Source organism: Amycolatopsis sp. NPDC058278, from assembly GCF_042881395.1.
Taxonomy (GTDB): Bacteria; Actinomycetota; Actinomycetes; order Mycobacteriales; family Pseudonocardiaceae; genus Amycolatopsis.
This window is the reverse complement of record NZ_JBHVXZ010000003.1, coordinates 75,907-94,611: the sequence shown is the minus strand read 5'-3', so window position 1 is coordinate 94,611 and position 18,705 is coordinate 75,907. Positions and strand designations below refer to the sequence as shown.

General features: G+C 71.4%; 21 protein-coding genes. 16 read left to right on the top strand and 5 right to left on the bottom strand.

Going from position 1 to position 18,705, the window contains the following annotated elements:
- Positions 1-52: 52 nt before the first annotated feature.
- Positions 53-1,024 (top strand): tetratricopeptide repeat protein, encoded by a 972-nt coding sequence (locus ACFVYA_RS02340; RefSeq protein ID WP_285988921.1) that lies wholly within the window; start codon positions 53-55, stop codon positions 1,022-1,024.
- Positions 1,025-1,075: 51 nt separating this feature from the next.
- Here ACFVYA_RS02340 and ACFVYA_RS02335 read toward each other — a convergent pair whose 3' ends face one another.
- A complete protein-coding gene (locus ACFVYA_RS02335; protein WP_387041435.1) occupies positions 1,076-2,509 on the bottom strand; it encodes a neutral zinc metallopeptidase in 1,434 nt (477 codons plus the stop codon).
- Positions 2,510-2,643: 134 nt separating this feature from the next.
- Here ACFVYA_RS02335 and glgP point away from each other — a divergent pair, with 134 nt between their 5' ends.
- A complete protein-coding gene (gene glgP, locus ACFVYA_RS02330; RefSeq protein WP_285988923.1) occupies positions 2,644-5,172 on the top strand; it encodes an alpha-glucan family phosphorylase in 2,529 nt (842 codons plus the stop codon).
- 33 nt (positions 5,173-5,205) lie between these two features.
- Here glgP and ACFVYA_RS02325 read toward each other — a convergent pair whose 3' ends face one another.
- Complete coding sequence (locus ACFVYA_RS02325; protein WP_387041433.1) at positions 5,206-5,493, bottom strand: hypothetical protein; 288 nt, start codon at positions 5,491-5,493, stop codon at positions 5,206-5,208.
- Between the two features lie 237 nt (positions 5,494-5,730).
- On the opposite strand from ACFVYA_RS02325, the gene ACFVYA_RS02320 reads away from it, so the two are divergent.
- From ACFVYA_RS02320 to ACFVYA_RS02305, 4 genes are all read left to right on the top strand, one after another.
- Positions 5,731-6,558: a hypothetical protein gene (locus ACFVYA_RS02320; RefSeq protein WP_387041430.1), complete on the top strand. Its 828-nt coding sequence runs from the start codon at positions 5,731-5,733 to the stop codon at positions 6,556-6,558.
- Positions 6,559-6,578: 20 nt separating this feature from the next.
- Positions 6,579-6,890, top strand: coding sequence for a hypothetical protein (locus ACFVYA_RS02315; protein WP_387041428.1), 312 nt, complete (start codon positions 6,579-6,581; stop codon positions 6,888-6,890).
- 10 nt (positions 6,891-6,900) lie between these two features.
- A complete protein-coding gene (locus ACFVYA_RS02310) occupies positions 6,901-7,452 on the top strand; it encodes a putative T7SS-secreted protein (protein WP_387041425.1) in 552 nt (183 codons plus the stop codon).
- 64 nt (positions 7,453-7,516) lie between these two features.
- Positions 7,517-8,506 carry an LLM class F420-dependent oxidoreductase gene (locus ACFVYA_RS02305; protein ID WP_387041422.1) on the top strand — a complete coding sequence of 330 codons (990 nt, stop codon included), beginning with the start codon at positions 7,517-7,519 and terminating at the stop codon, positions 8,504-8,506.
- Positions 8,507-8,562: 56 nt separating this feature from the next.
- On the opposite strand, the gene ACFVYA_RS02300 is transcribed toward ACFVYA_RS02305, so the two are convergent.
- Both ACFVYA_RS02300 and ACFVYA_RS02295 read right to left on the bottom strand, forming a co-directional pair.
- Positions 8,563-8,958 carry a rhodanese-like domain-containing protein gene (locus ACFVYA_RS02300; RefSeq protein WP_285988929.1) on the bottom strand — a complete coding sequence of 132 codons (396 nt, stop codon included), beginning with the start codon at positions 8,956-8,958 and terminating at the stop codon, positions 8,563-8,565.
- On the bottom strand, positions 8,955-9,500 hold the full coding sequence (locus ACFVYA_RS02295) for a cysteine dioxygenase (protein ID WP_387041419.1): 546 nt from the start codon (positions 9,498-9,500) through the stop codon (positions 8,955-8,957). The genes ACFVYA_RS02300 and ACFVYA_RS02295 overlap by 4 nt, the downstream gene beginning before the upstream one ends.
- A gap of 327 nt (positions 9,501-9,827) precedes the next feature.
- Between ACFVYA_RS02295 and ACFVYA_RS02290 the strand changes: the two genes are divergently transcribed.
- The 8 genes from ACFVYA_RS02290 to ACFVYA_RS02255 all read left to right on the top strand — a co-directional run bounded on the left by ACFVYA_RS02290 (position 9,828) and on the right by ACFVYA_RS02255 (position 16,086).
- The gene (locus tag ACFVYA_RS02290; protein WP_285988931.1) at positions 9,828-10,649 is read left to right on the top strand and encodes an ABC transporter ATP-binding protein; all 822 of its coding nucleotides are present in this window, start codon (positions 9,828-9,830) and stop codon (positions 10,647-10,649) included.
- Positions 10,650-10,703: 54 nt separating this feature from the next.
- Positions 10,704-11,483 carry an enoyl-CoA hydratase/isomerase family protein gene (locus ACFVYA_RS02285; RefSeq protein WP_387041416.1) on the top strand — a complete coding sequence of 260 codons (780 nt, stop codon included), beginning with the start codon at positions 10,704-10,706 and terminating at the stop codon, positions 11,481-11,483.
- A gap of 4 nt (positions 11,484-11,487) precedes the next feature.
- Positions 11,488-12,453 carry a class I SAM-dependent methyltransferase gene (locus ACFVYA_RS02280; protein ID WP_387041413.1) on the top strand — a complete coding sequence of 322 codons (966 nt, stop codon included), beginning with the start codon at positions 11,488-11,490 and terminating at the stop codon, positions 12,451-12,453.
- Between the two features lies 1 nt (position 12,454).
- Positions 12,455-13,621: a class I SAM-dependent methyltransferase gene (locus ACFVYA_RS02275; RefSeq protein WP_387041410.1), complete on the top strand. Its 1,167-nt coding sequence runs from the start codon at positions 12,455-12,457 to the stop codon at positions 13,619-13,621.
- An 80-nt stretch (positions 13,622-13,701) separates the two neighbouring features.
- Entirely contained in the window at positions 13,702-14,466 is a 765-nt protein-coding gene (locus ACFVYA_RS02270) for an HAD family acid phosphatase (RefSeq protein ID WP_387041408.1), read from the top strand.
- Positions 14,467-14,537: 71 nt separating this feature from the next.
- Positions 14,538-14,915: a DUF427 domain-containing protein gene (locus ACFVYA_RS02265; RefSeq protein ID WP_285988936.1), complete on the top strand. Its 378-nt coding sequence runs from the start codon at positions 14,538-14,540 to the stop codon at positions 14,913-14,915.
- Position 14,916: 1 nt separating this feature from the next.
- Positions 14,917-15,762 (top strand): LysR family transcriptional regulator, encoded by an 846-nt coding sequence (locus ACFVYA_RS02260; protein ID WP_387041591.1) that lies wholly within the window; start codon positions 14,917-14,919, stop codon positions 15,760-15,762.
- 144 nt (positions 15,763-15,906) lie between these two features.
- Positions 15,907-16,086, top strand: coding sequence for a hypothetical protein (locus tag ACFVYA_RS02255; RefSeq protein WP_285988937.1), 180 nt, complete (start codon positions 15,907-15,909; stop codon positions 16,084-16,086).
- Between the two features lie 31 nt (positions 16,087-16,117).
- On the opposite strand, the gene ACFVYA_RS02250 is transcribed toward ACFVYA_RS02255, so the two are convergent.
- The gene (locus ACFVYA_RS02250) at positions 16,118-16,801 is read right to left on the bottom strand and encodes a DUF2306 domain-containing protein (RefSeq protein WP_387041403.1); all 684 of its coding nucleotides are present in this window, start codon (positions 16,799-16,801) and stop codon (positions 16,118-16,120) included.
- A gap of 136 nt (positions 16,802-16,937) precedes the next feature.
- On the opposite strand from ACFVYA_RS02250, the gene ACFVYA_RS02245 reads away from it, so the two are divergent.
- A complete protein-coding gene (locus tag ACFVYA_RS02245; protein ID WP_285988939.1) occupies positions 16,938-17,819 on the top strand; it encodes a TetR/AcrR family transcriptional regulator C-terminal domain-containing protein in 882 nt (293 codons plus the stop codon).
- A gap of 10 nt (positions 17,820-17,829) precedes the next feature.
- Positions 17,830-18,351 carry a GNAT family N-acetyltransferase gene (locus ACFVYA_RS02240; RefSeq protein WP_387041399.1) on the top strand — a complete coding sequence of 174 codons (522 nt, stop codon included), beginning with the start codon at positions 17,830-17,832 and terminating at the stop codon, positions 18,349-18,351.
- The last annotated feature ends 354 nt before the right edge of the window (positions 18,352-18,705 follow it).

Genomic DNA, 18,705 nt, shown 5'->3' with positions numbered 1-18,705 from the left:
TGCAGGCCGGGGACCGGTGAAACTTCTCCGGTGCGCGTGCCAGGATGGAACCGTGACACAACCACGCGGATCTGCAGCGAAGTCAGCGGCCCTGTCCGCCGCCCTCTCCGGCGCGGTCGACCTGTCCGCGCTCAAGGCCCGTGCCGAAGCGGCGCAACGGCAGCCGGCCCCGCCCGCCGGCCCGGCCGGTGGCGATGGGCCCCCGCGGCCGGCCTCGGGCGAGGCCGTGATCGATGTCACCGAGGCCACCTTCCAGGCCGAGGTCGTGGAGCGGTCCCTGCACCAGCTCGTGGTCGTCGACCTGTGGGCCGAGTGGTGCGGCCCGTGCAAGCAGCTGTCCCCGGTCCTGGAGCGGATGGCCGCCGAGTCCGGTGGCGCGTGGGTCGTCGCGAAGGTCGACGTCGACGCCAACCCGCGGATCGCGCAGCTGTTCGGCGCGCAGTCCATCCCGACGATCGTCGCGATCGCCGGCGGCCAGCCGGTCGACGCCTTCTCCGGCGCGCTGCCCGAGCCCGAGATCCGCAAGTGGATCACCTCGCTCCTGGACGCCCTGCGCGACAAGCTGCCCGGCATCCGCGACGCGGAGGCGGCCGGCGGCCCGGTCGAAGAGCCGGAGGACCCGCGCTTCACCGAGGCGGAAGAGGCCTTCGAGCGGGGCGACTTCGCCGCCGCCCAGGCCGCGTACGAGCGCATCCTCGACGTCGAACCGGCGAACGAGCTGGCGAAGAACGCCCTGGCCCAGGTCAAGTTCACCGCCCGTGCCGAAAGCGCCGACCCGGATGCGCGCGCCAAGGCGGACGCCGACCCGTCGGACCTGGGGGCCCAGCTCGACGCGGCCGACCTGGAGATCGCCGAAAACAACGTCGAGGCGGGCTTCAAGCGCCTGATCGACGCGGTCCGCCGCACGGCGGGCGAGGACCGCAACAAGGTCCGCGAGCACCTGGTGGCCCTCTTCGACCTGTTCGACCCGGCCGACGACCGGGTGATGAAGGCCCGCCGCGACCTCGCGAGCGCCCTCTTCTAGAAGCCGCGAAAAAGGGCCCCCACCGCAGTGGGGGCCCTTTTCACGAAGCGCTCAGGCGTACTGCTTGGAACAGACCGACGAGCCCTCGAGATACCCGCGACGCAGCGCCTCGACCCGGTCGAAACCGCTGTCCGGGCGCTTCCCGTTGACGTCCGCGGACACCAGGCTCTCCGGCTGCAGCAGGTCCGCGATGGCCTCGTCGAGGTCGCCCGCCGACAGCCGCAGGTCGCCCGGGCGGTTGGTGAACGCCGCCCAGGCACCCACCAGGCAGGCCGTGCGCAGGCCGGCGTTCGCGTTGTCGATCGACGCGCCGACGCCCTTCTGGATGCCCAGCGCGTAGCGCGCCGCGACCTCCGAGAACGCCGCGAAGTCACCCATGCCGCCCGGGTCCTCGCCCTTCATCTCGGCGTCGCGGTCGATCGGCTGGGCCAGCTGGGCGAGTTTGGCCAGGTCGATGCTGACGGTGTTGTCGCCCGGGCAGTACGACGCCGGCGGCGTGGTCTGGCAGCTGCCGCCGTCGGTGATCTCGGGCGCGGTCACCCCGGCGCCCTTGAAGGCCTCGTCGAGGCTCTTCTTCAGCAGCGCGACGGTCTGCGCGGTGAACTTCGCGTCGCCCTTGCCCTGGTCGCCCTTGTCGAACGGGCGCTCGGTGAGCCGGGCCTTGACGTTGTCGGTCGTCATCCCCGCGCACTCCTTGGGGCCCTTCTCGAACCCGGCCTGGAAGGCGTACGTGCGGTCGAACGCCGTGCCGTGCGCGCCCTTGTCGGCGGCGCTGGTGCCCGCCTGGTCGCGGATCAGGAACATCGACGCCATCACCTGGTTCAGGCCTTCGGACGTCGAGACGCGGTAGTACTTGCTCTTGTCCTCGGCGACCCAGCGGAAGTAGCCGCCGGCGAAGCAGTCGGCCTGCTGCTCCTTGACCACGGTCGGGGTGTTCTTGGCGATCCCCGCCTTGTCGCCGAGCCGGTACTGGACGGCGTGGCCGAACTCGTGCGCGAGCACCACGACCACCGACATCGGGCCGAACCGCTGGCGCAGCATCGGCAGCAGCACGCCGCGGTCCCACGCCACCGAGTCGTCGACCGGGCAGTAGAACGCGTTCACGAGCTTCTTCACGCTGCCGCAGCCGGTCTTCTCGGTGTCGGTCTGCGCGTCGTAGGACAGCAGGGACTTGACCGGCTCGAACTGCTGGCCGAAGTTCGCCGGCAGCATTTCGCCCCAGTAGGTCTGGACGTCGTCGATCGCGGCCGTGGCGAGCTTGTCGTCCTCGCCGCCTTCGGCGTTGCGGACGTTCAGGCTCGGCGTCGGCGCGTCCGGCTTGAGGCCGCTCTCGAAGTGCGTCACCGGCAGCCCGGAGACCGAGCCCGCGCCGGTGTCCTTGGCCGGGTCTCCGCTCGCGCCGCCCTTGCTGTTGCACCCGCTCACGGCGACCGCCGCGACGGCCAGCAACGCGACCAGCGCCCGCCGTCCTCCCCCTGGGATCATCTTTGTCCAACTCGCTCTCGTGCCCACCCGTACCCGACGGGCAGGACCATACCCAGGGCATACGCGGGGCGTGCACGTAATCCCCGAACTCCTCCCTGCGCAGCGCGGCCCGCGGCCCGATATCGTCGCTTCCCATGCGTGCAGTCCGCCGGTTCACCGTCCGCGCCAGCCTCCCGGATTCGCTGTCCGGCCTGGGCGCGCTGGCCACCAACCTGCGCTGGACGTGGCACCCGCCGACGCGCGACCTGTTCGCGTCGATGGACGCCGAGCTCTTCAACGCCGTGCGCGACCCGCTGCGGATGCTCACCGCGCTGCCGCCGGCCCGGCTCGACGAGCTCGCGGTCGACGACGGCTTCCTCGCCCGGGCGCGCGAAGCGGCCGACGACCTGGAGAAGTACCTGTCGGAGCCGCGCTGGTACCAGCAGCGCGACGACCCCGAACTGCCGCCGGCGGTGGCCTACTTCTCGATGGAGTTCGGCGTCACCGAAGCGCTGCCGAACTACTCCGGCGGCCTCGGCGTGCTGGCCGGCGACCACCTCAAGGCCGCGTCCGACCTGGGCGTGCCGATGGTCGGCGTCGGGCTGCTCTACCGCAACGGCTACTTCCGGCAGTCGCTGTCGCTCGACGGCTGGCAGGTCGAGCACTACCCGGTGATCGACCCGAACGCCTTCCCACTGGAACTGCTGACCGTGGGCGGCCGGCCGGTGCTGATCGGCGTCGCGATGCCGGGCGGGCGCGACCTGTGCGCGCAGATCTGGCAGGCCCGCGTCGGGCGCGTGCCGCTGCTGCTGCTCGACACCGACACCGAGGCCAACGACGAAGACCTGCGCGGCGTCACCGACCGGCTCTACGGCGGCGACGCCGACCACCGGCTGCGGCAGGAGATCCTGGCCGGCATCGGCGGGTTCCGCGCGGTCCGGAAGTACTGCGAGATCACCGGGCACCCGCAGCCGATGGTGTTCCACACGAACGAGGGACACGCGGGCTTCCTCGGCTTGGAACGCGCCCGCGAGATCGTCCAGGCCGACGGGCTCGCGTTCGACGAGGCCATGCCCGCGGTCCGCGCCGGGACGCTGTTCACCACGCACACCCCGGTCAGCGCGGGCATCGACCGGTTCCCGGTGGACCTGGTGCAGCGCTACTTCAACGACGGGCGCCTGGTGCCGGACATCGACCCGCGGCGCGTGCTCGCGCTCGGCGCCGAGGACAACCCCGGCCTGTTCAACATGGCGCACATGGGCCTGCGGCTGGCGCAGCGCGCGAACGGCGTCTCGCAGCTGCACGGGCGGGTCACGCGCAAGATGTTCTCCCGGCTGTGGCCCGGGTTCGACCACGACGAGGTGCCGATCTCGTCGGTGACGAACGGCGTCCACGGCCCGACGTGGGTGGCCCGTGAACTGAGCACGCTGCTGGGGCGCGAATGGGGCCTCGACGTCGGCGAAGGGCCGTTGCGCGACGGCGTCTCCGACGCCCAGCTGTGGGAGCTGCGGCGCGAGCTGCGCGAGAAGCTGGTGCACGAGGTGCGGCGCCGGGTGCGCGCGGCGTGGCTGCAGCGCGGCGCTTCCCCGCTGGAACTGGGCTGGGTGGACTCGGTCTTCGACCCCGACGTGCTGACCGTCGGGTTCGCCCGCCGCGTCCCGACGTACAAGCGGCTGACGCTGATGCTGCGCGACCCCGACCGGCTGCGGACACTGCTGCTGCACGAACAGCGGCCGATCCAGGTCGTCGTCGCCGGCAAGTCGCACCCGGCCGACGAAAACGGCAAGCAGCTGATCCAGCAGATCGTCCGGTTCGTCGACGGCGCGGACGTGCGGCACCGCATCGTCTTCCTGCCCGACTACGACATGTCGATGGCGCGCTACCTCTACCGCGGCTGCGACGTCTGGCTGAACAACCCGGTGCGGCCGCTGGAGGCGTGCGGGACGTCGGGGATGAAGTCGGCGCTGAACGGCGGGCTCAACCTCTCGATCCGCGACGGCTGGTGGGACGAGTGCTACGACGGCAGCAACGGCTGGGCGATCCCGACCGCCGACGGCGTCGCCGACCCGCTGCGCCGCGACGACCTCGAGGCCGCGGCGCTGTACGAGCTGCTCGGCCAGCAGATCGCGCCGCTGTTCTACGACCGCTCGCCGGACGGCGTGCCCACGGGCTGGCTGTCGATGGTGTGGCACACGCTGGAGACGCTCGGCCCGCGGGTGCAGGCGTCCCGGATGGTCCGCGAGTACGTGGAGAACGGCTACCTGCCGGCCTCCCGCACGGTCGCGGCCGCCACCGGCGACGGCTACCGCGGGGCGCTGTCGCTGGCGGACTACCGCACGAAGCTCGAGGTGTCGTGGCCGCGGCTGCGGATCTTCGACTCGGAGCTGCTGGTGGAGGCGACCGAGCCCCTGGTGGTGGGCACCGAGGTGACGATCAGGGCCCGCATCGACCTGGCCGGCCTCGACCCGTCCGAAGTGGACATCCAGGCGGTGGTCGGCCGCGTGGCCGACGACGACGAGCTCCGCGACCCGGTGACGGTCCCGATGACCGGCGACGGGATCGGGGCGTTCGCGGCCCGCGTGAAGCTGCCGCGGCCGGGGGCGATCGGGTACACGGTCCGGGTGCTGCCGAAGCACGGGCTGCTGGCGACGCCGGCGGAGCTGGCGCGGGTCGTGCTGGCCTGACGCCACCCGTCCCGGGGCGGCGTCAGGCGTCATTCATCGGCGCACCGGGGTACAGCAGCAACTGTTCGATCGCCGGCACGCGGCATCCTCACGCGGTGGTTCGCGGCGCACCTCGTCGTGCCGGTGCCTGGACCACCACGTGGCGGCCATCGTGGCGGTCAGGCCGCCCGCCAGGAAGGCGAGTGCGGTGACGAGGACGATCAGCGTGTTTTCCATGGTTTCTCCCGGATCCGTGGGCCGCTCGCGGTGCGGCTCTCGAGAACCACGGTAGGCACGCGCCGCCATTCCGCGCCCGTGATCAGCGCTTTCGGCCAGAAACATGTCATGGAACGGACGTACGGTTTGTCGTGGCGAGAAAATCTGTCACGGCGGAACCGATACGCGTCCGTCCGGAAACTGTCCACAATTTGGCAAAACCGCAGGTAGGGGCGATTTGCCGAACGTGTCCGCCGAACTGAACACGCGGTGCGCAAAAGGCCAAACGGTCCTTTATGATGTTCACTCCATTGAGGGTCAGGGGGGACCATGATCAGCACGGATCGGTCCGGGAACGGCGGCGTGCTGCCCGCTTCCGCGGTCGGTCGTGCCGTCGACGCCGCCGCGGGCTTGCAGAAGGGAGACGGGGTCCGGCGCCTCGACCTCCACGGCGATCTGGGCCCCGAACTGCGGCGCATCTGGCACATTGCCGATGACGACCCGCCGTCGCGGGTGGCTGCGATCGTATTCCTGCGCATCGAGGCCGTGCTCGACCAGTTGAACCGACCGAAGCTGGAGGCGATCGTCCGGACCGCGTACAACACGGACGACCGGGCCTTGGCGGGAAACAAGGGGGATCGGCTCAAGAGCTTGTCCGACGGCCCTTCACCGCGGACTTGCGACCGGCGGCTCGAGCCATTCCAGAAGCTGCTGGCGAAAAGCTTGACCAGTCCTCAAACGAGGCTCGACCTGGCCGAAGTCCGCGCGGCGGAACAGCGGTTTGAACCGCGCGCGGCGATCGGCGAGTCCGGCCCGCGCGAAGGCGACCCGGCGACGCTGGTCGATCCGCGGGCGGATGTCGACCATTTCCTCCGCGCCTTCGCTCTCCGTTCCTGGTTGACGCCGGCGGATCGGGACGGTGATCCGATGGTGGTCACGCTCGAGGAGCGGGGGGCGTGGGTCTGCGTCTTCGACACCCCGGACCGGCTGAGCTTGTATCGCGCGGCCGCGGGGGCGCCGTGGTCGGCCGAAGTCGTCCGCAAAGGGAGTGAACTGGTCGGCGCCGCCCTCGTCCGGCCGGAGCCTGCCGGCATCCTGGTCAACCCGAGCCGCCGCCGGGGCAGCGGGACCGCCGAGTCGCTCGCCCTTCCGCCTTCCGTGCTCGCCGGCCTGATCGCCGTGCGCCGCTGACGACAAAGGACCTGTTCCCGATGAGCGGTTTCGAAGCCGATCCCGAGCTGCTGCGCGCCGCCGCGATCCGGCTGGGCGCGGTGACGAAGGAGTCCGCCGGTCGCGCGGCTCTGCGATATTCGGCCCGTCCCGAGCTCGTCGGGGACGTGCTGCTCACCGCGGCGCTGGAAGACCTGCAACGCGCATCGGCCGCCGCGGTCGGGCGCCTTCTCGAAGACGCCCGGGAGCTCGGCGAACGCCTGGAGACCGCAGCCCGCCGCTACGCGGAGCACCAGGATGAAGTCCGCGACCGACTGGAGCGGATCGCCCCCGAGCCCCGTGCGGCGGGCTGATCGAGGAGCCATGACGACGGAACAGACCTGGTCGCCCGGGACGATCAAGCTGCTGCAGGACGAAGCGGTCCGGCTGGGCGATATCGCCGCCATGCTCGAAGACCTGGCTTCGGACCTGCGGTCGGTGGCGCCCGAGGGCTGGGCCGGCCGCGCCGCCGACGCCTACGGAGAACTGCGCGACCGGCTGGTCAAGCAGTGCCGGCTGGGTGCCGGGGCCTACGAGACGGCGGCGGGGGCGACGGAGAGCTACGTCCAGATCCTCGTCGAGCTGGCTGGGCGACGGCACTTCGAGACCGCGTCCGACTCTCTCGCCCGGCTGGAGCAGCAGAGGGTCGAGGCCGCCGAGCAGCTCGAGTCGGCGTGGCGGGCGGCCACGGGTGAGTTCGAAGCGATCCGCGGGACGTTGCCCGAGCTTGTCACCCCCGCGGTTGCGGCGGTCGAGGCGCCGCGGCGCGCGCCGATGGCCGGTCGGCAGGACGCGCCGGTGCCGCGGTTCGGCGACCCGCGGTACGTGCAGGACCTCTCCGACGCCATCTTGGAGTTCTTCGCGCGGATGGCCTGAGCTGGCGCTGCTCCAGCCGGGAAATCACGCCGCGCCCGACGCTGAGCGAAGCTAAGTTGTAGGCATGCGCTTCGGAATGTTCGTCCCGCAGGGCTGGCGGCTGGACCTGGCCGGCATCGACCCCGCGGACCACTGGAAGACCATGCTCGGCCTCGCGAAACACGCGGAGGCGGGTCCCTTCGAATCGATCTGGGTCTACGACCACTTCCACACCGTGCCCGTCCCCACCGAGGAGGCCACGCACGAGGCGTGGTCGCTGATCTCGGCGTTCGCCGCCGCGACGGAGACCATCCGGCTCGGGCAGATGTGCACCTGCATGGGCTACCGCAACCCCGCCTACCTGGCGAAGGTCGCCGCGACCGCCGATCTCATCTCCGGCGGCCGGGTCGAAATGGGCATCGGCGCCGGGTGGTACGAGCACGAGTGGCGGGCCTACGGCTACGGCTTCCCGTCCGCCGGCGAGCGGCTCGGCCAGCTCGACGAGGGCGTCCGGATCATGCGTGACCTCTGGACGACCGGAACGTCCACTTTGGACGGCAAGCACTACCGGACCGCCGGTGCGATCCTCCGCCCGCTGCCGCCGCAGGAAGGCGGCATCCCGCTGTGGATCGCCGGCGGCGGCGAGAAGAAGACGCTCCGGATCGCCGCGAAGTACGCGCGGTACACGAACTTCTACCCCGAACCGGAGACCTTCACCCGCAAGTCGGAGATCCTCGCGGCGCACTGCAAGGACGTCGGCACCGACTTCGACGCGATCGTGCGCTCGGGCAACCTCAGCGTCGTCCTCGGCGAGACCGATCAGGACGTCCGGGAGAAGGTGGCCTGGCTGAAGGCGCACTACGAGAAGTACGTCCCGGCGGAGGAGGCCGAGCGCGCGGTCGCCACCTTCGCGAGCGGCCCGACGGTCGGCACGCCGGAGCAGGTCGCCGAGCACCTCGCCGCACTGGGCAAGCGCGGCATGGCGTACGCGATCTTGAACTTCCCGGAAGCCGCGTACGACCGGTCCGGCATCGACCTGTTCACGAAGCACATCGCCCCGGCACTGGCCGGCTGAACAGTGTCGGCCGAAAAACTGTCGGTCCCCTTCGGTAGCGTGGAAAACGGGGGCTGCTAAGGCACCGCCGGGCTGCCGCCTGCCTGCACGGGCAGGCCGGCGGCAGCCCACGCGCGGAACCCGCCGTCGAGGTCGGTCGCGCCGGGCAGGCCGAGCCGCTGCAGGTCGGCCGCCGCCAGGCTCGACGAATAGCCCTCGTTGCACACCACGATCACCGTCGCGTCGGGTGTCACCGAAGGCAGCCGCCACTCGCTGTCCGGCGCCAGCCGCCACTCCAGGTGGATCCGCTCGACGATCACCGCGCCCGGGATCTCGCCCTCGGTCTCGCGGTTCGCCAGCGGCCGGATGTCGACCAGCAGGGCCCCCGCCTCCTGCAGCTCGCGGGCCCGGGCGGGCGTCACCCGGTCCAAGCCGGACCGGGCGGAGGCCAGCAGCGAGTCGACAGCGCTCATGACCGGACGATAGCGGGCAGCGGCGGGATTTCCGCCGGGACGTCGGCGAGCGTGGCGTACTCCCGCGTCGCCACCAGCGGCGGCGAATACGCGTGGACGCTCGCCGCGGGCTCGTCGCCGAGGCCGGTGACCTGGTGGGCGCGGCCGGCGCCGAAGCCGAGGCCCTGGCCGGCGACGTGCGTCCGGCGCCGGATCGGGCCGCCGGGGTAGCGGTACTCCTCGCCGAGTTCACCCTGCAGGACGGTGAACGAGCCGGACGCACCACCGTGGTCGTGCGGCTTCGTGGACTGGCCGGGCAGCCACGACAGCAGCCACAGCTCGACGCCGTCGGTCAGCGCCAGCCGCGCCCACCAGCGGCGGTCCTCGTCGAACCGCAGGATGCCCCGCAGGCCCGCGGTCAGCTCGGTGGTGACGGTGGTGGTCAGTTCGGCCAGCTCACGCGGGGTCCAGAGCAGCCGCGAAGGGTGCAGCAGCTCGGGCAGCAGCGGGTCGGTGAGCTGCGGGTGGATCTCGACGGGCGGACGAACCAGGGACGTGGTCAACGGAGGTGCTCCTCGGACGCGAAGGTGATCGGGACGGCCGGGGCAGCGCGACGCCGCACGCGTCAGCGGACGCGAGGGATCAGCGGAGCCGCGCCCGCGTACACCCGGCCGAAGCGACGAGGAGCAGGTCGATGGTGCGACGGCGCCAGAACGAGCCCCGGGTGACCGGGGTGGCGGGCGCGTCGGCTGACATACCCGCGATGCTGCCACAGCGCTGGCGCGCGCGGTACTTCCGGCGTGCACCGTTCCACGTCGTGGACGTGCGCCGACCTGCTCGTTCGCCGTCTCACCCGGGCGGGTGCGCACGCGCGCGCGACGGCAGACAGAATGGGCCTCGTGAGCGAGCCGATCCAGCCCAGCGAACTTGACGACCTCGTGGTCCGGATGGCCGGTGTCGGCGTCCGCCGGGGGACCAACGACCTCCTCGCCGGCCTCGACTGGACCGTGGAACTGGACGAGCGCTGGGTGGTGCTCGGGCCGAACGGCGCGGGCAAGACCACCCTGCTGCGCCTCGCCGCGGCCGAACTGCACCCGACCACCGGCGAGGTCGACCTGCTCGGCGAGCGGATCGGCCGGGTCAACATCTTCGACCTGCGTCCCCGCATCGGGTTCACCTCGGCCGCCATCGCCCAGCGCGTCCCGGGCGACGAGCTGGTCAAGGACGTCGTGGTCAGCGCCGGCTACGCGGTGCTCGGCCGCTGGCGTGAGGAATACGACACCCTCGACACCGCCCGTGCGACCGAACTCCTCGACGCGATGGGCATCGGGCAGCTCGCCGAGCGCACCTTCGGCACGCTGTCCGAAGGCGAGCGCAAGCGCGCGCTGATCGCCCGGTCGCTGATGACCGACCCGGAGATGCTGCTGCTCGACGAGCCCGCCGCGGGGCTCGACCTGGGCGGCCGCGAAGATCTGGTCGCCCGGCTGTCCGACCTGGCGATGGACCCCGACGCGCCGGCCATCGTGCTGGTCACCCACCACGTCGAGGAGATCCCGCCGGGCTTCACCCACGCGCTGCTGCTGCGTGACGGCCACGCGGTGGTCTCCGGCCTGGTCGACGACGTCATCACCAGCGAAAACCTCTCGAAGACCTTCGACCAGGACCTCGTCCTGGAGCGCTCCGGCGATCGCTTCTTCGCCCGTCGCCGCTAGGCTGCCCCTACCGACCGGTAGCCTGCTGGCAGTCCGTCAACGAGGAGGAATGGCGTGGGAGAGTTCGTAACCCTCGAGGTCAAGGACGGGGTCGGCACCATCCGGCTCGACCGGCCGCCGGTCAACGCCCTGAACGCCCAGGTCACCGCCGAGCTCGCCGAGCTGGCGAAGGAAGCCACCGAGCGTGACGACGTCCGCGCGGTGATCCTCTACGGCGGCGAGAAGACCTTCGCGGGCGGCGCGGACATCAAGGAGATGGCCACCCGCACCTACCCGGAGATCGCGAAGTTCGGCGCGACCCTCACCGGCACTCTCGCGGCCATCGCGAACATCCCGAAGCCGGTCGTCGCGGCCATCACCGGCTACGCCCTCGGCGGCGGCCTCGAGCTGGCCCTGACCGCGGACCGCCGGATCGCCGGCGACAACGTCAAGGTCGGCCAGCCCGAGATCCAGCTCGGCGTCATCCCCGGGGCGGGCGGCACCCAGCGCCTGGCCCGGCTGATCGGTCCGAGCAAGACCAAGGACATCGTCTACACCGGACGGTTCGTCAAGGCCGAGGAAGCACTGGCTCTCGGGATCGTCGACCAGGTCGTCGCGCCGGACGACGTCTACGCGGCTGCCCACAAGTGGGCGGCGCAGTTCGCGAACGGCCCCGCCGTGGCCCTGCGCGCGGCCAAGGCGGCCATCGACGGCGGCCTCGACACCGACCTCGCGAACGGGCTCAAGCTCGAGTCGCACCTGTTCGCCGCCCTCTGGGCGACCGAAGACCAGCAGAACGGCATGAAGTCGTTCATCGAAAACGGGCCCGGCAAGGCCACTTTCGAAGGGAAATGACGCCTTGACCGACGTGAACGACCCGGCGCCGAACCCGCACGCCACCGCCGAAGAGGTCCAGGCGGCCTACGCCGACCCCAAGCTGGCGAACGTGCTCTACCACGACTGGGAAGCCGGCACCTACGACGAGAAGTGGTCGATCTCGTACGACGAGCGCTGCATCTCCTACGCCGCCGACGTGTTCAACGCCGTCGCGGGCGAGGACGGCCAGCCCTACCAGCACGCGATGGAGCTGGGCAGCGGCACCGGCTTCTTCCTGCTGAACCTCATGCAGGGCGGCGTCGCCAAGAAGGGCTCGGTCACCGACCTCTCGCCCGGCATGGTCCAGGTCGCGCTGCGCAACGCCGAGAAGCTCGGCCTCGACGTCGACGGCCGGGTCGCCGACGCCGAGCGCATCCCCTACGACGACAACACCTTCGACCTGGTGGTCGGGCACGCGGTGCTGCACCACATCCCGGACGTCCAGGCGGCGTTCCGCGAGGTGCTGCGCGTGCTCAAGCCGGGCGGCCGGTTCGTCTTCGCCGGCGAACCGACCAAGATCGGCGACTTCTACGCCCGCAAGCTCGGCCAGTTCACCTGGTTCCTGACCACCCGGGTCACGAAGCTGCCGGTGCTGAGCGGCTGGCGGCGTCCGCAGTCCGAACTGGACGAGTCGTCCCGCGCCGCCGCGCTCGAAGCCGTGGTCGACATCCACACCTTCGACCCGTCGGAGCTGGAGTCGTGGGCCCGCGGCGCCGGCGCCCAGGACGTCCGCGCGGTCACCGAGGAGTTCGCCGCCGCGCTCGCGGGCTGGCCGATCCGGACGTTCGAGGCCGCGGTGCCGGCCGAGAAGCTCACCGTGCGCTGGCGGCTGTTCGCCTACCACCTGTGGCTGCGGCTGTCCGTCGTGGACAAGAAGGTCCTGGCCAAGATCCTGCCGCGGGAGCTGTTCTACAACGTCATGATCACCGGGACCAAGCGGCCGTCCTGAATTGGGCTATTCGTTCAGCCTCGGCGACGTCGCCTACCTGCGCTCCGGCGCGGGTGTGGCGGCGCTCGCCGAGGTCTCGGCGCTGCCGCTGACCGACCGGATCGCGTCCGTGGCGCAGGTCCGCCGCCTGGTCGGCGAGGAACACGCGGCCGCCGTCCTGGAAACCGTGCTGCTGCGGCGGAAAGCCGTCGGCAAACTGTCCGGCGTGGACTGGCTGTTCACCTCCGACGCGCTCCAGCAGGCGAGCGCGTCGGTCGTGGCGCGGCACCGGGCCGCCCGGTTCGCCGGGCTCGACGTCCACGACCTCACGTGCTCGGTGGGTGCGGACCTCGTCGAAATCGCCCGGGTCGCGCGGCGCACGCTCGGGTCCGATGTGGACCCGGTGCGGCTGGAAATGGCCCGCCACAACGGAGCTGAGGCGGGAGTCGCGTTCGGACTCGCGCGAGCGGACGCCCTGCGTCCGGCCAGCCGCTCCAGCGTCGTCGTCGCCGACCCCGCCCGCCGGGACTCCGCAGGGCGCCGGGCGTGGAAACCCGCCGACTTCGCGCCGCCCCTGGACGGGCTGGTCGAGGCCTGCCCGGGACGTCCGCTGGCGATCAAGTGCGCTCCCGGCCTCGACTTCGCGCTCACGCCGTGGGCGGATGAGGTCGAACTCGTGTCCCTGGACGGCCAGGTGCGTGAATCCTGCCTCTGGCGTGGCTTGAGCACCGGCGTCACCCGCCGGGCGACCGTGCTGCGCTCGGATGGGACACAGTGGACGGTCACCGACGCCGAACCGGACGAACTGCCCACGCGCGAGCCGGGGGAGTGGATCGTCGACCCCGACGGCGCCGTCGTCCGGGCCGGGCTGGTCCGCCACTACGCGGCGCGGCACGGGTTGTGGCAGCTGGACGAACGCATTGCGTACCTGACGGGCGACACTCCGCCACCGGGGGTGCGGGCGTTCCGCGTCCTGGAGCACGGGCCGTACACCGAGAAGGCGTTGAAGGCCGTCCTCAAGCGACACGACGTGGGGCGGCTGGAAATCCTGGTGCGAGGTCTCGACGTCGACCCGGACGCGCTGCGGCGGCGCCTGAAACCCCGTGGCGGCGCGGAAGCGTCGGTGGTGCTGACGCGGATCGGGCGGTCGCCGGTGGCGTTCCTGTGTCGCGCCGAAAGAATCACGTGAACGGAAACTTTCGAAGGGTGGAACTCCGGGTGAACGTGACGTAGGTTCCCCCAGTTGCCGAGTTCCACTGGAGGGTCGCCGTGTCCGGAAAATGGTCAGGTCTCGTCAAGCTCGCCGCCGCCGCGGCCATCGGTGCCACCGTCGCCTCGGGCGCCACGGCGCTCGCCGGCTCGGACGAATCGACCGCCGCGCGGTCGAAGGAGCCGGCCAACATCGGCCAGGTCAAGCTCGACGTCAAGGCGTACTACGGCGACTACGTCGACGCCGCGGGCAAGCACCACTACTCCGACACGAGCCGGTTCGTGAAGGACACCAACCGGGTCGTCTCCGACGCGAAGCGCTTCCTGCAGCAGCAGCTGGGCCGGGTGAAGAGCCCGGCGATCGTGCTGGACGTCGACGACACGTCCGAGGTCACCTACGGCTGGGAGGCCGACAACGACTTCGGCTTCGACCCGGTCAAGCAGCAGCAGGCGATCGACAACGGCACGTTCGTCGCGAACAAGCCGGTGCTGGAGCTGGCCAACTGGGCGGCGCAGCACGGCGTCAAGGTGTACTTCCTGACCGGCCGCAACGAGTTCCAGGGCCCGCAGTCGCTGAAGAACCTGGCCGACGAGGGCTTCCCGGCCCCGGCCGGCGCGTTCTTCAAGCCGAAGACGACCGCGCCGGACTACCTGCCGTGCGGGCTGACCTGCACCACCGTCCAGTACAAGTCGGGCACGCGGGCGCACATCGAGGCGACGGGCGCGAAGATCGTGCTCAACCTCGGCGACCAGTTCAGCGACCTCGAAGGCGGTCACGCGCTGCGCCCGGTCAAGCTGCCGAACCCGATGTACTACCTGCCCTGATCCCACCGGCGCGGAATATCCGCCGGGCCCGGCGTGCTGCTCCCTGTACACAGGACTCTTAGGGAGCTGACATGGCGAAGCAGGTTCTGCAGCCGGGCCCGGACCACCCGATCACCGTCGAGCCGACCAAGGCACGCGTGGTGGTCAAGGCGGGCGGGCGCGTGATCGCGGACAGCCGCAACGCGCTCACCCTGCAGGAATCCACGTACCCGGCGGTCCAGTACATCCCGCTGGCGGACGTCGACGCGGGCGTGCTGGAGCGCACCGACCACGAGACGTACTGCCCGTACAAGGGCGAGGCCGGCTACTTCTCGCTCAACGCGGGTGACGTGCAGGGCGAGAACGCCGTCTGGACGTACGCGAAGCCGTACGACGCGGTCGCGCCGATCAAGGACCACGTCGCGTTCTACCCGAACGTCGTGGACTCGATCGAGCTGATCGAGGACTGAGCTGGACCTCGATCTGCTGCGCACGTTCCTGGCCGTCCACCGGGCCGGTTCGCTGACCGGCGCGGCACCGTCGCTGGGCCTGTCCCAGCCGACGGTGACCGCGCAGGTCAGGGCCCTGGAGGACCAGCTCGGCCAGCAGCTGTTCGTCCGGCGCGCCCGCGGGGTGACCCCGACGTCGGTGGCCGACGAGCTGGCCGGCCGGATCGCCCCGCACATCGACGCGCTCACCGGCGTCGTCGCGAAGCAGCCCGACCCGTTCGCGGCTCCCGTGCACCTGGCCGGGCCGGCCGAGCTGACCACCGCCCGGGTCCTGCCCGCGCTGGCCGGCCTGGTGGCGTGCGGGCTCGAGCTGCGGGTGACGTTCGGCCTGGCCGACGACCTCCTGACGGGGCTCGCGCAGCGGCGCTTCGACCTGGTCGTCTCGACGATTCGCCCTCGCGGCCGCGGCTTCACGGCCACCCCGCTGACCGACGAGGAGTTCGTCCTGGTCGGCCCCCGCGGCTTCACCGGCGACCCCCGGACGGCGCCGCTGGTGGCCTACGCCGAGGACCTGCCGATCATCCGCCGCTACTGGCGTTCGATCCTGGGCACGCGCCCGTCCGCGGGGCCCGCGGTCGTGGTCCCGGACCTGCGCGGAGTCCTCGCCGGCGTGCTGGCGGGCTTCGGCGTCAGCGTGCTGCCGCGGTACCTCTGCGCGGCCGAGCTGGCATCGGGGGAGCTGGTCGCGCTCCTGGAGCCGGAGGAGCCACCGATCAACACGCTTTTCGCGGTCACCCGGACGGAGCCCTGCCGGCCGGGGCCCGCGGCGGTGCGGGACGCACTGCTCGCGGACGCCGCCCGGTGGTGACTCAGCCGGTGAGTTCGTAGCGGCTGAAGAGAGCGGTCCGGTTCGGGCTGCTCAGGCGGCCCGAACCCCCCTAATTCTCGATCAAGTCCGGGTTCTGGTTTCCGGTCGTGGCGTTACTCTCGGGAGGGAGCAAGGGGGGCCGGCATGGGATGGATCATCGCGGGAAGCGTGATCGTGGCGCTGCTGGCGATCGCGGTAGTGGTCGATCTGCGAGACCGTGGCCGTGGGGGAAAGCGGATCGCCGGCGGGCTGCGTCAGGCCAGGCAGGACGATGTCGTACGTGAGCCGCAGGTCGGCGACCAGGGGAACTACCTCGGTTACTGAGGTCATTCCCGTCCATTGCTAGCACCGTGGCTCAGGCCGTCGTACGACGGCGGCTCCGTCCTCGGCCGAGCCAGAATTCGGCGGCCAGCAGCGGGAGCACCCAGCCGGTCCACGTCGTGATCCCGGCGATCGCCTGGCCCAGTGCGAGTTCGCTGCCGCCGAACGTGGTGTCCAGCTGCGGCGTCAGCACCACCGCCCAGACCACACCCCAGATCCGGTTGCTGATGATCGACATGCACAGCGCGAAGCTGCGGATCATCCAGCGGCGGTGCTCGCCGAACCGGCGCGCCCGCGCCATCCGGTAGCCCTGCACGGTGCAGCCGAACCAGAGCGTCGCGAGCAGGACGTTCGACACGGCCCCGACCGGGCCGAACGGCGCCGCGAGCGCGATGGCGAAACCGGCGACCGACGCGGGGAGCGCGCCGGCGAAGACGTACACGCGCCCGGTGCGGCGGTGTACCGCCGGGTGCTTCTGCCGCAGCCACGGCCAGATCTGCAGCGCGCAGGTCACCATGGCGAGGGTCGCGAAGCCGATGTGCGTGACCAGCACCGGGTAGTACCAGCCGGTCGGGGCGGGGATCCGCGACTGCGCGGGATCGAGCCCGAGGTAGGGCGGCAGTGAGAAGACGAGGAAGGCGGTGACGAGCAGGCCCAGCGGGAACACCCACGGGCGGCGCACCCACGGCTTCGGGCGGCGGACTTCGGTCGTCGTCATGGTTCCCCCTGGTTCGTACGGTGTATTCGAACCGTATTTCCGAGGGGAGCGACCGGCAATCGTTGCGGCTGATGTTGGGGGAGTACCCTGAAACCGTTCTAGGTCCGATCGGTAAGTGTTCTAGTACGGAGTTCCGGTGGCCGAGGCGCCTTACCTGCGGATCGCGGCGGACCTGCGCCGCCGGATCAGCGCGGGCGAGCTGCGGCCGGGCGACCGCGTCCCGTCGACCCGGGCGCTGGTCCGCGAGTGGGGTGTCGCGATGGCGACCGCGGCGAAGGCCCTCTCCGCGCTGGGCGAGCAGGGCTGGGTGCGCGCGGTGCCGGGCAGCGGCACGGTCGTCGCCGACCGGACACCGGTCAAGCCGCCGCTGGGCCGGGACGCGCTGGTGCGCGCGGCCATCGCGCTGGCCGACGCCGAAGGCCTCGCCGCGCTGTCGATGCGGCGGCTGGCGGCCGAGCTGGGGGTCGGCCCGATGGCGCTGTACCGGCACGTGCCGGACAAGGACGAGCTGCTCCGGCTGATGGCCGACGTCGCACTCGGGCAGGTGGAGCTGCCGGAGCCGGGCCCGGCGCGGTGGCGGCCGCGCCTCGAACTCGCTGCCCGCGCGCAGTGGCGGGCGTACCGCCGTCACCCGTGGCTGGCGCCGATCCTGCTCAATTCCCTGGTCCGCCCCCCGGTACTGGCGGCGGGTCTCCGGCTGGTCGACTGGTCGCTGCGGGCGCTGGCGGGCACCGGCCTGAAGCGGCGGGTGAAGCTGCAGGTGATCATGACGCTCAACGGCTGGGTCGGCGGCCTGGCGGTGAGCAACGCGTTCGAGGTCCAGGCGGAGCAGGACACGGGCATCACGGGCGACCAGCGCCTGCAGGCCGACATGGCGCTGCTGACGCGGTTGCTCGAATCGGGCCGGTTCCCCGCGCTGACCGAGGTGATGACCGGCGTCGAGGACGTCGGCCTCGACGAGGCGTTCGAGTTCGGGTTGCAGCGCCAGCTCGACGGGATCGCCGTACTGCTGGGATAGGGTGGAACCGGTGTTGATCACCACGGAACGGCTCACGCTCCACGCGTGGTCCGAAGACTTCTTCGACGATCTTTTCGCACTGGCCCAGGTCCCCGAGACGGTCCGGTACGTGGGCACGGGCGAGCCGTGGAGCCACGAGTACACCCTGGCCAAGCACCGCGCGACGCTGACGCACTGGGCGGAGCACGGCTTCGGCTGGTTCGCGGTGTCGGCGGCGCCGGGCACGTTCGACGGAGTGGTGTCCCTGGTCCGGCGCAGCGCGAGCGAGTCGGGCCTCGGCCTGCCGGCGGTGGAGATGGGCTGGTGGATCGCCTCCTCGCGCTGGGGCCGCGGTTACGCCACGGAGGCAACGACGGCGGTGCGCGACCAGGCTTTCGAGTCGCGCTGGGCGGATCGGCTGCTGGCCGTGTACGAGCCGGCGAACGAGCCGTCGGCTCGGGTGGTGGAGAAGCTCGGGTTCACGGCGCACAGCAAGTTCGTGCTGGACGGCCGGGTGGAGCAACGGGCGGTCCTGGAACGCCCGTCGGCCTGAGCGCGAGTCTCTCGGTTGTCCACAGCCTGGCCGCGTTGTGGAGAACCCCGGCCGCTCATCGGCCGTTTCGCGGGGTTTGTCGCACCCCGCCGATAGACTGGACCCGGGGGGCGCCCCCGGGGCTGCTGTGTCGGGTCAAGCCCCGACGAGTCGGTCCGAGTATCGCTGACGGAGCTTGAAGATCGTGCGGGCGAGGCCGCGTTCGACCTGGCCGGCGAGGTCACTGAACTCGGCGACCGGATCCGTGGCCTCAATGTCCACTTCGGACTCGAGCGGGCTGTCGGGCCGCGGGTTCAGCCCAGCGCTGCGGCGGCCCGGCCGGCATCGCCAAGGCCGGCCGGGCCGTTGCCGGAG